The following is a 10,918-nucleotide window of genomic DNA, read 5'->3' as shown; positions in this document are numbered from 1 at the left end:
TTGGCGCGCCATAAACACAATCACGATCATCGAATATGCGTCAGAGCCCCTTTTGGAGGCCGATAGGGGGTCCCAGTCGAACGCCGATTGACACTTCGCACCTGCTTTAGAAGGTCAGAAGGCTTGCCTATGGGCATTTTTCAAAAACCGGGAGCTGGATTTCGGGCACGGATTCTCAGGGCCTGATGGTCTATCGTTCAAGGTGGAATTGAACTCAGGCGTTGCTGCCGGAACGAACTCATAAACGGTCGCTCGTGCATTTATCGTTTCAGTCAAATCAGAAGCGATGGAGATGGAGAAATACCATGAAGAAAATTCTGGTGTGTACGGCCGGTCTAATAGCGTTAGGCGTGGCTTCTCCAGCGTCGGCCACTGACCTGGCTGCACGTCCCTACACCAAGGCGCCGCCCCCGATGGGTGGCTGCGATCTACGACTGGAGCGGCTTCTACATCGGCGCCAACGGCGGTTGGGGATCGAACCACAAGTGCTGGGATATCACGAACTTCCCCGGTGCGATTGTCGTGCCTACCTTCCGTGAAGGTTGTCACGATGCAACCGGCCGGGGCTTTTTATTGATATTTGCCTTGGCGGAACTATAGATCGTGCGGATGTCGCAGTTCGGTCAAAGGCTGCCTTGGCCGTCTTGCATAGCCCTGTTCGGGTCGCCCTCAGGAAGCAGACTTCGCGCCGCTCCGAGGGTCAAAAGGCGCCATCTCCAATGCAGCTTGTTCCTCATCGGCTAGGACGAGCGCCTCCGGGATCGTATCGCGTCGTATCATCCTGATGCTAGATTTCACAACGGCAGGGAGCGCCTGCTTCCTGCTTCATCGAACAGGAGGACGACATGCCTGATAGCGTCTACAAAGTCATCGAACTAATCGGTACCAGCAGCGACTCATGGGAGAAGGCGGCCGCTAATGCGGTCGAGTTAGCTGCGAAATCTCTCCGAGATCTTCGCATTGCAGAGGTAGTCAAGCTCGATATGCAATTGGATGCGAAGGGAAAAGTAGAGGCTTATCGCGCTAAGCTCAACGTATCGTTCAAGTTCGAGGATTCCTGAGCCTCAGCACCTCGCCCCGCTTGCGGGGCGAGGTTGGCTCACTGGAGGAAGGCGCGTCGCGCGCCCGCCGATCGGCGTTTGTGATCCATCCTGGAAGCAGGGCCCTAGTCCAACTCGGACCGCTATGCTTTGATGCGCCGGGCGGGAACCGTAACGCGTGGTGACCTCATGTACATAGTCATTCGCAAGTACACCAAGGTTCGTTCGGTTGCAGACGCTGCTCGCCGCGCCAAGAGCGGCATCGGTCAGATCCTACGGCAATCGCAAGGATTCAGATCTTACTACCTGCTGGATGGGGGCGACGGCGTTGCTGTCGCCGTGATGATATTCGAGGACCGCGAAAGCGCAAAAGCAGCAAACGCTAAGATATTGGAGTTTGTTCAGGCAAGTCTGCATGACCTCGATCTTGGAGATCCCGAAATCACGACCGGCGAAGTATTGGTGAATATCGAACCTGATGCGTCCTTGGGCATAAAGTATTCGTAAACCCCGCCAGTTGCGTGGGGTGCCACCCCTTGCCGCTGCAGTCGATCCGATCGCCGTCGCGTTGGGGCGATCGCGCCCTGGACATACGGATGTCGTCCGTCAGGAATATTCGTTGCGCGTGCTTTTCGAGGAGTAACAACAACATGAAGCAACACACCTTCGAAACATTTCTCACTACAGCGATCGTGTGGACGTCGCTCGCGGCTATGGGCGCCGTGATGCCGCCCCGAGATCCTGATGAAGACGAAGAGGACGAGGAGGAATCCGAAGAGGAGGATGACGCCGACGAACCCGCAGTCGTACGCGAGCCGGACGAAGACTAGACTAGCCGGTGTCTGGCAGTCAGCGCTTTAATATCTCCGATGGACTGGGGTGCGAAAGAGGTGGCGCTACTAAAAAGGCTCTGCGCTGCAGGACCTGGTTGCGACGTGGTGAGCTTGAAGGTCGATGACGTGGCACCAAGCGGCTATGCCGGCCGATAGAGCAAGCGTTGAGGCTTTCAGACGCCGGCCCCTGCGCGCCGCCCCAGCGACGGGGCCGACATCCGAAACCCTTCACAAAAGCAGTCATTCGAGCTGCGGGCCAGCCGTAGTCCCGTTGTGCCGCGGCAAGGTAATAACGAACTCCGTAAAGATGCCGGGCTCGGTGTCGACATCGATCCGGCCGCCATGCTGCTTGACTATGATGTCATGTGCCATCGAGAGACCAAGGCCTGTCCCTTCTCCCGCCGGTTTCGTTGTGAAAAAGGGATCGAACATTTTTTCCTTTACGTCGGGCGGAATACCCGTTCCGTTGTCGCGAATGCGGATCTCGATGGCCTCGCCGAGATGTCTGGTGACGGCGCTGAGGACTGGCTCAAAGGCTACGTCGCCGGTCTCTGCCTTGCGTTTTGTCGCTGCATAGAAGCCGTTGGAGATCAGATTTAGCAGCGCCCTGGTCATCTCCTGCGGGTAAAGATCCAAAGCACCCGCCTCGGGATCAAGGTCACGCTTAATGGTTATGCTGAAGCCGGCCTTTTCCGCTCGGGCGCCGTGATAGGCAAGGCTAAGGCTCTCCTCAACTAGCCTGTTGATCTCGGCGGACCGGCGCTCGCCGGAGCCCTCACGAGAGTGTAGCAGCATGTTCTTGACGATCGAGTCGGCACGGTTGCCATGGTGGACCACCTTGCTGAGATTATCTTTAAGCAACCCGGTCAACTCGTTCGTTTCCTCACGGCCTTTGTCAGTCAGCCTCTCCTGCGTCAAAACCTCTTTTAGCTCGTTAGTCAAATCTACGCAGAGCGCCGAAAAATTGTTGACGAAGTTTAGCGGGTTCTTGATCTCGTGGGCAATGCCCGCGGTGAGCTGACCGAGAGAAGCCAGCTTCTCGGTCTGCACTAAGCGATCCTGTGCAGCGCGGAGGTCTTCAAGGGACCGCGATAGCTGTCCCGTGCGCATGCGCAACTCATTAAGTAGACGAGCACTCTCAATGGCGATCACTGCCTGATCTGCGAAGTTCGTGACAAGCTCAATCTGCTTTTCGCTGAAGGGACGCATGTCTTGGCGATAGATGACGATGACGCCAACTAGATCGCTTTCTTTGAGCATCGGTACGGCAAGCAAGGTCCGAGCCCGCATGTTCGTCACAGTGACAATGCGAAGCGCGGTTTGCTGAACAGCAGGGCCCTCTGCCAACAGGTCGGGAACATGGACGGCTTTCTTGGTGGCAAGAACCCGGCCGAGCGCTGTTGCAGGTGGGGGTGTAAGCGGCCCGTTCTTGAATAGGTCAGCAAATGCTGGCGGCGAGTTATACAGTTCCGCCAGCTCGAGTCCGCCGTTGGTGGCGAGCATCATGTTGCCGTACGACGCCTCGCAAATTTTTAAGGCCTTGTCGAGCATGACCCTGAATACCGACCCAAGATCGCCGGATGAGCCGCTGATGACGCGCAAGACGTCCGACATCGCTGTCTGTTGCCCCAGCGCTTCCGACAGGTCGCGCGTGCGCAGCTGAACTTCGTTGAACAGCCGCGCGTTCTGGATCGCGATTACGGCTTGATCGGCGAATGTCTGAATGAAATCCAGCTGCCGTTCCGAGTATCTGAATCCGGCTTCCGGGTGAGTAAAAATGATGGTGCCGATGCCCTTCTTCCGATCGATGAGTGGCACGAAGGTGATGGATCGAAAGCCACCGGTCGCGGCGGCCCTTTGCGTCATGGCCGGCGTGTCGGACCGATCAGTATCCGGAATCTCAATGATCCGCCGCTCTAGAACCGCTCGCGCGGATGGTGACAGGTTTACATCAAATGGAATCGGATAAATCGTTCGAACACGATCCACATCGAAGCCGGAGATTGAAGCTGCCGACGCGCCCCAGTACAGCTTATTGTCCTGCAGAATTGTAATGGTCGCGGAGCAAGGCTCGAACAGCTTCGCCGCGCTGGTGACTATTGCTTCGAACACCGGCTGCACGCTATCGGGCGAGCTGGCGATTACCTTCAATATCTCGGCCGTCGCTGCCTGCTGTTCGCGGGCTTCCTTCAGATCTTCGCTTGTATCGGAGACCGAACGACGCTTGCCGCGGATGGCTGCTGATGCAATGCGGTTCTTGGTCTTGCTACCCTTACGGCCCGTCGATGGGCTCGCCGTGCGCGTTTTCGCAATGCCGCTCTTGTCGCGCCTTTTCGCCGACCGCGCCATATTTGCCCCCAAGGGTAGAAATGCATATTATCAGAAGACTTCGTTCTGGAAGAGGCCTTTGAGTGAGGATCTTGCTCGCTGGCTAGCAGGGGGGCGGGTGAGCTAAGGAGATGGCCGGCAGGTTCGCTTCGGGCACAAGCGGCCGTTCGGCATTCCGGCTGCGTACTTCCGGTTGAGCAGCGGGAGCGGACATCACCGGCGCGGTTCGGGAGGTCGGAGATGGGCAACAATGGAAGTGATGGCAGTTCCGAAGCGGTCTTTAAACGGAACGGTGCTCAGAAGATCAACGCTCTGCGAGGAGGTGAACGGCTTGGGGGTTTCTACTGTTGAAGAAGAATTTAAGGGAACGGGTGCGGGTGTGTCTTATGTGTTCGACCAAGCGACACAATTATGCGCGGGCCAGTATGAAACTTACAACGATCGGAATAGCAATACTCCTCGCTGTCCCAAGTGAAGGTGCCCTTGCAGAAGGCACATTGAACTACAACCTTCCCACTGTTCGCCCTGTTGTTCGAGGCGTCACGATCCTGGGCCCTCGGCGATCAGGCCTTAGAACATTCCCTCGGGGAACTCGCTCACCAGTTTATGTCACTCCAGGTGGTGTGCGGATCTATCGTGACGACTCCGTTCCGGGTGGTCTGCGGACCGACCACGACGACCCTCCTTCCTACAATGATCCATCCAAGTTTGGCGGCGGCTGATCTGTGACATACAGCAGCGCAATCGGCTCGCCGTACAAAGCGCATAGTGACCCGACGCTCGACTACATGACCGCAAAAAGAGAGGAAAGGCTATTACGTCTTCGACCAGCGCAAAGGACCGCTCCGGGTCAAATGCGAAGAACTCAACGCGAGCAAATCTGGTCCGCCATGCCTAGGTAAGAGGACCTCGTGAATGATTGGTCGAGGGCTGCAGCGAAGGCGTCGATCAAGCGAACCGGATTGTCATCTACAAGCCGGTCATCTAGCCCTTCCTGCAACTAAGTAAATTGCCCACGATGACCCTCTTGTCGAACCGAGTCATGCCAGCCCCCCACCGATTCAGCGCGCTAGTGAGGGGCGTCGCGACTCCGCAGAATGGCCAATAGCTGCCAAAAGTGCTTCTCAATTCATCCGCCCGGGCAGCCTCGATCTGCGCGTTTCCGTGCATCGCGCGATTTTTTGAATCGTCCGTTCTTCGCTTTGATAGAAGAATTAGAGTCAACTCTAATTAGACAGGAGAACTGCTTGTTTCGCGGAGTGCACGAAATATCTTGTTTGACGAGGTTCGGCGGGACCGACAAGTGAAGCAAAGAAGTTTGTGCGGAGTTCTCGCCATGATTGAAAGTTCAATGGAGCGTCGCGCTCTGCCGCGCGAGATCGTTAATGTGCCGGCCTTGCTTTCCTTCGATGGAATTATAGGGGTGCATCCGTGTGTGGTGCGCGACATCAATGCCTTTGGCGCTTGCCTTTCCGCGCCCTATTACATATTCGCCAGCGAGTTTGATCTGTTGTTCCGCGGGCTTCACAAGAAGCTTGCCTGTCGAGTGGTATGGAGGCGGGCAACCATTTCGGGCGTGGTGTTCGTTGTGCGCCGCCGCGCAACAAAGCCGGTTGACCTTGCCCCTCGGGCTTAATCCAGTTTGAAGTTCGTTCTGGCCCAAGACGAGGACCAGAGCATGAAGCGCAAGCGATTTACGGAAGAACAGATCATCGGGATTTTGAAGGAGCACGAAGCCGGGGTTCCGGTCGCCGATCTCTGCCGCAAGCATGGTGTCAGCGATGCCAGCATCTACAAATGGAAGGCCAGGTTCGGTGGAATGGACGTCTCGGAGGCCAAGCGACTGCGGTCGCTGGAAGACGAGAACACGAAGCTGAAGCGGCTTCTGGCAGACGCCATGCTGGACAATGCGGCGCTGAAAGATCTCGTGGGAAAGAAGTGGTGACGCCCGCCGGGAAGCGGAAAGCTGTCGCTCATCTGGTGGATGCCCATAGGATGAGCGAACGGCGGGCGTGTAAAGCCATCGGCTGCTGCCGCATGACCATGAGATATCGGACGACCCAGGCTGACGATGCCGGCCTTCGCCAGCGCATGCGGGCGATGGCCCAGGAACGCCGCCGCTTTGGCTACCGGCGACTGCATGTTCTGCTCAAGCGGGAGGGGTATCTGATCAACCACAAAAAGCTCTTCCGGCTCTATCGGGAAGAGAAGCTAACGGTGCGTCGCCGTGGTGGCCGCAAGCGGGCGATCGGGACCCGGGCGCCGATGCTGGTTCCGATGATGCCGAACGACCGGTGGTCGCTCGACTTTGTGTCGGACCAACTGACCTGCGGCCGCCGCTTCCGCATCCTGACCGTCGTCGATGATTGTACCCGCGAGTGCCTGGCGCTGGTGGCCGACACCTCGCTCTCCGGCACCCGCGTGGCGCGGGAACTGGACCGGCTGATGATCGAGCGTGGCAAGCCCAGCATGGTGGTCAGCGACAATGGCAGCGAGCTCACCAGCAACGCCATTCTTGCATGGGCCGACCAGAGCCGTGTCGCGTGGCACTACATCGCGCCGGGCAAACCCATGCAGAACGCCTTCATCGAGAGCTTCAACGGTCGGCTGCGGGATGAGTTTTTGAACGAGACGCTGTTCACGTCATTGGCCCAAGCCCGCGCCGCGCTTGGATGCTGGCGGGCCGACTACAACGATACGCGACCCCACTCGCAGCTCGGATGGAGAACCCCGTCCGAGTTCGCCATGACCTGTCACCCGCGCCGGGATCTGGCGCTGCGCTATGCCGAAGGCTCCGCGCCAGCTCCCGTCGCTCCCACCGCCCAACACGGCAAATCCAGCGGCAAGGACGAACTCAGAACTGGATAAAACCTGGGGGCAAGGTCACGGTGGGTGCAAGCGTCATTCAGCTTAATCCGTGCAATGCGCTCGCGCCTGGCGACACGTTTTGATCGCGTTGGCCATGGGCCGACTTGCAAGAGAGGGGTAGGGGCGGCTCAACGCTCTTGGACGATCCAGCTTAACTTCCGGCCGTGCAGTGCGGCGCGCTACGCCGTAGGTTTCCAGAAAAGTGCAAAAATAGTTGCGATATCTGCGCCGTCGCGTCCGCAAGTTCAGCGGCGGTCTGCGGGGCGACCGCGCCAGAAGCCTGACCTACCCCTCTGGGGCCGGTCACATCGGCCAGAGCCGAAAAGCACCCGAGACCCCGCGTTCCCTGACAAGCTTGACCGCCTCGACCTTGAACTCTCGACTGAACTTCCGTCTCTGCATCACCTACCTCCGGCTTCATGAAACACCCAATCTCGGTGTCCATCAAACCGGCAGCAGCTCAGACGATTGCCACGCCCAAAAGGTGCAGATTCATTGCCCGTACTGTCGCTCCTGTGCGGCTCCTCAAGAAAAGTCCCCCTACAACGGGGGCCAATGTCGGCAACGGAGGAATGGACACCTTAGACCGTGCTTGCGATCTACTTCACCGTGGCCGGCTGCCTGACGCGTATGGTGATCTTCTCCGACACGATGGGCGGCTCGAACGGATAGTGCCTGGCATCGCCCAGCACGAGTTGAAGCGTGTGCTCCGGGCGGAAGCTCCAGCAGCGTTTCAGTCTGCCCTGCTCCGAGATGCAGATGCGACTTGTCCTGCAAGGATAGGCTCCTTGGGATCGATGGGGTCGTTGACGTCGATCAGCAAATGATGATGACCGGCGTTCTGATACTCGTCGCCCGGCATGGGTCGCTCCCATGTTGCGCAGGCCGGATCGGACCCAGAATCCACCTCGGACTTTCGGCCCGTCATGCGGGTGATGAAATGGAGTTGCGCATCCGTGGGAGCTGCCTTGCATTGCGAGGAGGCTACCCCGGCAGCAATGCGAGCGCCGCCGCCAGCGCGACGCAACGAAGGATCAGCGCAAACCAACTCCACGACTTAAGGACTGAGCGCCATGCGGAATCCGTGCGTCGGGTAACGAACATTGGTGTCGTAGCCATCGCGGTTGGACGGCCGCACATATCTCGAATCGTTCTTCCAGGAGCCCGAGCGCAGGACATGAGCGCTGCAGTCCCCGCTGCTCCATGCCGAGCCGTCACCGGGCGCGCCCTGATAGGTCTTGTGCCAGCAGTCCTCGACCCACTGATCGACACCGCCGCCCATGTCGTGGAGCCCGAACGGATTAGGCCTGAAGCTGCCGACCTTCGCCGGTTGCTCGGCCGCGAGATCACCGCAATCCTTGCAACCGGCCATGCCCGGCTGCAGCTTGTCGCCCCACCAATATTTGGTCTGCGTTCCGCCCCGCGCGGCATATTCCCATTCGGCTTCGCTCGGAAGCCGATAAGTCTTCTTTGTCGCCTGAGCGAGATAAGCGGCATATTGCTGCGCGTCGGTCCAGCTCACATTGCTGACCGGTGCATCGTCCTTGCCGACGGCCGTGAAGCCGCACGCCTTTGCAGCGGCGCACTCGTTCCATTCCTGCACGGTCACCGGATATTTGCCGATCGAGAACGGCTTGACCGTCACCTGATGGACGGGACGCTCGGTCGGGTCGTCGTTGCTTCCCATCGCAAAGCTGCCGCCGCGAATGGCGACCATCTCGGGTTCGCGGACGGGGGGTGGCGATTGACTTGCCGATTGACTTGGCGCGGCAGCGGGCGAGGGAGGCGACGAAGCCAACGAGGGAGACGGCTGCGGCGTTTGCGGCGCCGCTTCGCGCGGCAGAGGCTGCGGGCTTGGCGATGCGGCAGAAGAAGCGCTGGGAGAAGCGGTGGGCAGGGCGGCCTGCTCGCTCACCTTGCCCGGCGCCTGCGTCAGCAGGTACCACAGCACGCCGGTGGCAATGACCAGCAGCGTGAGGCTCAGGAGGAAGATCAAGATATTCTCGCGCCGACCCTTGGGCTTGCCGACCGCATCTGCATCGGCCAACACGCGATAGACGCGCACGGGATCGGTGATGTTCTTGACCTTGCGGTCCCCGAGCGACTCGTAGCCGCACACCACCTTATGCTTGATCTGCTCGTAGATTGCGCCCGAGATGTAGACCTGACCAGGCTCGGCAATGCCCTCGATGCGCGAGGCGATGTTGACGCCGTCCCCGTAGATATCGTCCGACTCAACGATGACGTCGCCCAGATTGACGCCAATCCGGTACTCGATCCGCGTATCCCTCGGAAGCGATGCGTTGCGCCCGATGAGATTCTGCTGGATGACGATGCTGCATCGCACGGCCTCGACCGGACTGTCGAAAATCGCGATAAAGCCATCGCCCGTCGTTTTCACCAGACTTCCATGATGCTCGATGATGCTGGGCCGGATGAGGTCCCGCTCGATCCGCTTGACGCGAACGTGCGTGCCCTCTTCGTCGGCCTGCATCAGGCGACTGTAGGAAGCGATGTCACCGACAATGATCGCTGCCAGACGGCGAGGCCCGACGCCGCGGGAAGGGGGTTCACCGTTGTTCCCGGATCGGAAGTTGCGAATTTCGCCCATAGCGGGACCCACAAAACTGCACAGGCGCCCCAGCATACGATCCCTCAAAAGGATCGTCCGCAAAAGATATCACATCGACGAACGTAGACAACATCGAAGCACTTGTTCGCATCGCCCTGCCGATCGAAAGGCCATCCAGATCACCTGGCGGTCGTGGACGAGGTCGCCGCCGATGACCGTCGTGCGTACGGACGGGGCTTAGCCCACTGACGACACGGGCGAAACTCCTCAAGAGCGACGAAGCTGAATGGGAGGCGACCCTAAGATAAAGGCCGGCTCTTCGCCATTCCGGCGAGCGACAGGAGCGGCGCATTGAAGCTATCGATTCGGATGGGGTCGCTTTGAATTGGCTTGATGCTGGCGGCGAGATGTACGAAGTGCGGACATGCCTAGCTCCACTCGTTCTCAGGCAACGAGCCAGGCGGCGGCTTAAGCTCCTCCAAGCCCGCTTCGATAATAGCAAGTTCGTCCTGAATGGCTTGAATGGCGTTCGCCGGATCGATACCCGAGACGGCCTGCAGCTCGCCCAGCATCTTGCGCCGATGCGCGAGCAGTTCTGCGAGAGCGCGTCGATCCTTGCCCCTCACATAACCTGCGACAATCAACTCCATGGCTTTTGACATTCCGCATCATCTCCGCAGCCAATCATTGGCGCAAGCAAACTCCCGTCAAGCCGACCTGTGTTGTCCCGCCGGCCGGGGCGCGCCGCAGCGGCGGCGGTACTGAGAAGGAATAGCACACAGCGTTCGCTTCCTGTTCGCTGCCGTTCTCGTTGACGTTGAAAATACAACCTGGAATCGCAATTGCGGTTGTATGCGAGAACGCAGGGGAACGCCGCTTCGGCTTCGCGGTTGGAGAGTCGAGAATAAGGTAGGTAGACTGCCCGTCGTCGGCTCCCCAACACCGGCGGCGGGCTTTTTGTGAGTTGCGTATTGGCAAAGCGTACCCGAGCATCGGCCAAGAAGCCGCAAGCTTCCATCCCGGGCTTTATCAGCCCCCAGCTAGCGACCCTGAAGATGAAAGCTCCTTCGGGGGCTCAGTGGATTCACGAAGTCAAATACGATGGCTACCGCATCCAGCTCCACATCGATGGCGACGACCGAAAGGCCTTTACCCGCAACGGCCACAACTGGGTCAACCGTTTCTCGGTCATTGCCGGCGCCTTCGACTGCGCATTCCAGGGATGGTGATCAGGTGTTCCAGGCGATGGTGATCACGGATTCCAGTGATCGCGATCA

9 protein-coding genes and 3 pseudogenes are annotated in these 10,918 nt (G+C 59.0%); 8 read left to right on the top strand and 4 right to left on the bottom strand.

The features are described from left to right. Window positions 1–305 precede the first annotated feature (305 nt). From IVB13_RS16945 to IVB13_RS16930, 4 genes and pseudogenes are all read left to right on the top strand, one after another. Window positions 306–561: pseudogene (locus IVB13_RS16945) on the top strand (hypothetical protein); the annotation flags it as partial. A 284-nt stretch (window positions 562–845) separates the two neighbouring features. After that, window positions 846–1,061 carry a dodecin domain-containing protein gene (locus IVB13_RS16940; protein ID WP_247339559.1) on the top strand — a complete coding sequence of 72 codons (216 nt, stop codon included), beginning with the start codon at window positions 846–848 and terminating at the stop codon, window positions 1,059–1,061. 168 nt (window positions 1,062–1,229) lie between these two features. Next, window positions 1,230–1,547, top strand: coding sequence for a hypothetical protein (locus IVB13_RS16935; protein ID WP_247489762.1), 318 nt, complete (start codon window positions 1,230–1,232; stop codon window positions 1,545–1,547). Between the two features lie 143 nt (window positions 1,548–1,690). Next, on the top strand, window positions 1,691–1,870 hold the full coding sequence (locus tag IVB13_RS16930; protein ID WP_247489759.1) for a hypothetical protein: 180 nt from the start codon (window positions 1,691–1,693) through the stop codon (window positions 1,868–1,870). Window positions 1,871–2,113: 243 nt separating this feature from the next. Here IVB13_RS16930 and IVB13_RS16925 read toward each other — a convergent pair whose 3' ends face one another. Next, complete coding sequence (locus IVB13_RS16925) at window positions 2,114–4,222, bottom strand: GAF domain-containing sensor histidine kinase (protein WP_247489757.1); 2,109 nt, start codon at window positions 4,220–4,222, stop codon at window positions 2,114–2,116. A 1,315-nt stretch (window positions 4,223–5,537) separates the two neighbouring features. On the opposite strand from IVB13_RS16925, the gene IVB13_RS16920 reads away from it, so the two are divergent. The 3 genes and pseudogenes from IVB13_RS16920 (at window position 5,538) to IVB13_RS16910 (ending at window position 7,069) form a co-directional block, all read left to right on the top strand. Further along, complete coding sequence (locus IVB13_RS16920) at window positions 5,538–5,837, top strand: PilZ domain-containing protein (protein ID WP_247489755.1); 300 nt, start codon at window positions 5,538–5,540, stop codon at window positions 5,835–5,837. Between the two features lie 42 nt (window positions 5,838–5,879). Continuing rightward, window positions 5,880–6,032: pseudogene (locus IVB13_RS16915) on the top strand (transposase); the annotation flags it as partial. Beyond that, window positions 5,999–7,069: an IS3 family transposase gene (locus IVB13_RS16910; RefSeq protein WP_247489753.1), complete on the top strand. Its 1,071-nt coding sequence runs from the start codon at window positions 5,999–6,001 to the stop codon at window positions 7,067–7,069. The pseudogene IVB13_RS16915 and the gene IVB13_RS16910, both read left to right, overlap by 34 nt. Window positions 7,070–7,668: 599 nt before the next feature. On the opposite strand, the pseudogene IVB13_RS16905 reads toward IVB13_RS16910, so the two are convergent. From IVB13_RS16905 to IVB13_RS16895, 3 genes and pseudogenes are all read right to left on the bottom strand, one after another. Then, window positions 7,669–8,107: pseudogene (locus IVB13_RS16905) on the bottom strand (DUF4399 domain-containing protein). A 19-nt stretch (window positions 8,108–8,126) separates the two neighbouring features. Beyond that, on the bottom strand, window positions 8,127–9,680 hold the full coding sequence (locus IVB13_RS16900; protein WP_247489751.1) for an SUMF1/EgtB/PvdO family nonheme iron enzyme: 1,554 nt from the start codon (window positions 9,678–9,680) through the stop codon (window positions 8,127–8,129). 389 nt (window positions 9,681–10,069) lie between these two features. Beyond that, a complete protein-coding gene (locus IVB13_RS16895) occupies window positions 10,070–10,303 on the bottom strand; it encodes a hypothetical protein (RefSeq protein WP_247489750.1) in 234 nt (77 codons plus the stop codon). Between the two features lie 309 nt (window positions 10,304–10,612). Here IVB13_RS16895 and IVB13_RS16890 point away from each other — a divergent pair, with 309 nt between their 5' ends. Next, on the top strand, window positions 10,613–10,870 hold the full coding sequence (locus tag IVB13_RS16890) for a hypothetical protein (protein ID WP_247489747.1): 258 nt from the start codon (window positions 10,613–10,615) through the stop codon (window positions 10,868–10,870). Window positions 10,871–10,918: the final 48 nt, after the last annotated feature.

This window comes from Bradyrhizobium sp. 17 (assembly GCF_023073515.1).
Lineage (GTDB): Bacteria > Pseudomonadota > Alphaproteobacteria > Rhizobiales > Xanthobacteraceae > Bradyrhizobium > Bradyrhizobium canariense_D.
Note: the sequence above shows the minus strand (reverse complement) of the source record. Positions and strands in the feature narration are given on the sequence as shown.

What these genes read in the sequence shown, in the direction of transcription:
- IVB13_RS16940 (WP_247339559.1), top strand. Translation starts at nt 846, where the DNA reads ATGCCTGATAGCGTCTACAAAGTCATCGAACTAATCGGTACCAGCAGC.
- IVB13_RS16935 (WP_247489762.1), top strand. Translation starts at nt 1,230, where the DNA reads ATGTACATAGTCATTCGCAAGTACACCAAGGTTCGTTCGGTTGCAGAC.
- IVB13_RS16930 (WP_247489759.1), top strand. Translation starts at nt 1,691, where the DNA reads ATGAAGCAACACACCTTCGAAACATTTCTCACTACAGCGATCGTGTGG.
- IVB13_RS16925 (WP_247489757.1), bottom strand. Translation starts at nt 4,222, where the DNA reads ATGGCGCGGTCGGCGAAAAGGCGCGACAAGAGCGGCATTGCGAAAACG.
- IVB13_RS16920 (WP_247489755.1), top strand. Translation starts at nt 5,538, where the DNA reads ATGATTGAAAGTTCAATGGAGCGTCGCGCTCTGCCGCGCGAGATCGTT.
- IVB13_RS16910 (WP_247489753.1), top strand. Translation starts at nt 5,999, where the DNA reads ATGGAAGGCCAGGTTCGGTGGAATGGACGTCTCGGAGGCCAAGCGACT.
- IVB13_RS16900 (WP_247489751.1), bottom strand. Translation starts at nt 9,680, where the DNA reads ATGGGCGAAATTCGCAACTTCCGATCCGGGAACAACGGTGAACCCCCT.
- IVB13_RS16895 (WP_247489750.1), bottom strand. Translation starts at nt 10,303, where the DNA reads ATGTCAAAAGCCATGGAGTTGATTGTCGCAGGTTATGTGAGGGGCAAG.